This window comes from Burkholderia sp. Ac-20392 (assembly GCF_017104585.1).
GTDB classification, from domain to species: domain Bacteria; phylum Pseudomonadota; class Gammaproteobacteria; order Burkholderiales; family Burkholderiaceae; genus Burkholderia; species Burkholderia lata.
Genome location: NZ_JAAGPB010001057.1, coordinates 1 through 1,076, shown reverse-complemented (window position 1 = coordinate 1,076; position 1,076 = coordinate 1). Strand labels below are relative to the sequence as shown.

The following is a 1,076-nucleotide window of genomic DNA, read 5'->3' as shown; positions in this document are numbered from 1 at the left end:
CCGGTGCGCGCGCTCGGCCACGGCGCCGACGCATTGCGCGAAGCACGCGCGGCTGCTGCACGTCTCGAAACGTTGCTCGCGCAGCCGGTTCTGCCCGAGCCAGCCGATGGCGTTGCACAGGTGCCGCGCGATGCATCGATCGAATTGCGCGGCGTGAGTGTCGACATCGACGGCACGCCGATTCTGCGCGACATCGACGCGACGCTTGCGGCCGGCACGACCACCGCGATCGTCGGGCCGTCGGGCGCGGGCAAGAGCACGCTGCTGATGCTGCTCGCGCGCTTCATGGATCCGGACCACGGCACGGTGCGGCTCGGCGGCGCCGACCTGCGGCTGCTCGCGTCGGATACGCGGCGCGAACAGGTCGCGATGGTGTTCCAGCAGGCCGCCGCGCTCGACGTGTCGATTGCCGCGAACATTGCGCTTTACCGGCCGGACGCCGATCGCGACGCGATTCGCGCAGCCGCGCGCGCGGCCTGCCTCGACGAACGCATCGACGCGTTGCCGGGCGGCTACGACTGCATATGCGGTCGTGACGTGCGGCTGTCCGGCGGCGAACTGCAGCGGCTGGCGATCGCGCGTGCGCTGTTGTCGCCGGCGCCGCTGCTGCTGCTCGACGAACCGGCCTCGGCGCTCGATCCGCAAACCGGGCGTGCATTGCGCAATGCGCTGCGCGGCGACGCGCGCACGCGCGTGATCGTCAGTCACGATCTCGACGCGATCCGGTATGCAGACCAGATTCTCGTGATGGATCGCGGCCGTATCGTCGAGCGCGGCACGCATGCGGCGCTGCTGGCCGCGCGCGGGCTGTATGCGCGGCTATGGAACGAACGCGGCGCCGCAGACGGGGAGGCCGCGTGATGATGAAATCGCTCAAACGTTTGCAGTGCCTGCCCGCCGAAACGCGCCGCGCGCTGTGGCGCGGAGTCGGCTGGGCGGTGGCTGCCGCCTTGCTCGACGGCGCCTGTGGGTTGCTGCTCGTGCCGTTGATCCGCGCGTGGTTTGCCGGCGTGCATGCGGCCGTGTTGCAGTGGACGATCGCGCTAGGCGCGCTGACGCTGTGCCACGCGTGCGTG

At 70.7% G+C, this 1,076-nt stretch carries 1 protein-coding gene and 1 pseudogene; both read left to right on the top strand.

Annotation, left to right across the window (positions count from 1 at the left end; translation table 11 throughout):
* Positions 1-861, top strand: an 861-nt coding sequence (locus G3N99_RS40745) for an ABC transporter ATP-binding protein (protein WP_206125257.1), incomplete at its 5' end; no start/stop codon positions are given.
* A pseudogene (locus G3N99_RS40740) lies at positions 861-1,076 on the top strand (ABC transporter ATP-binding protein); the annotation flags it as partial. The gene G3N99_RS40745 and the pseudogene G3N99_RS40740, both read left to right, overlap by 1 nt.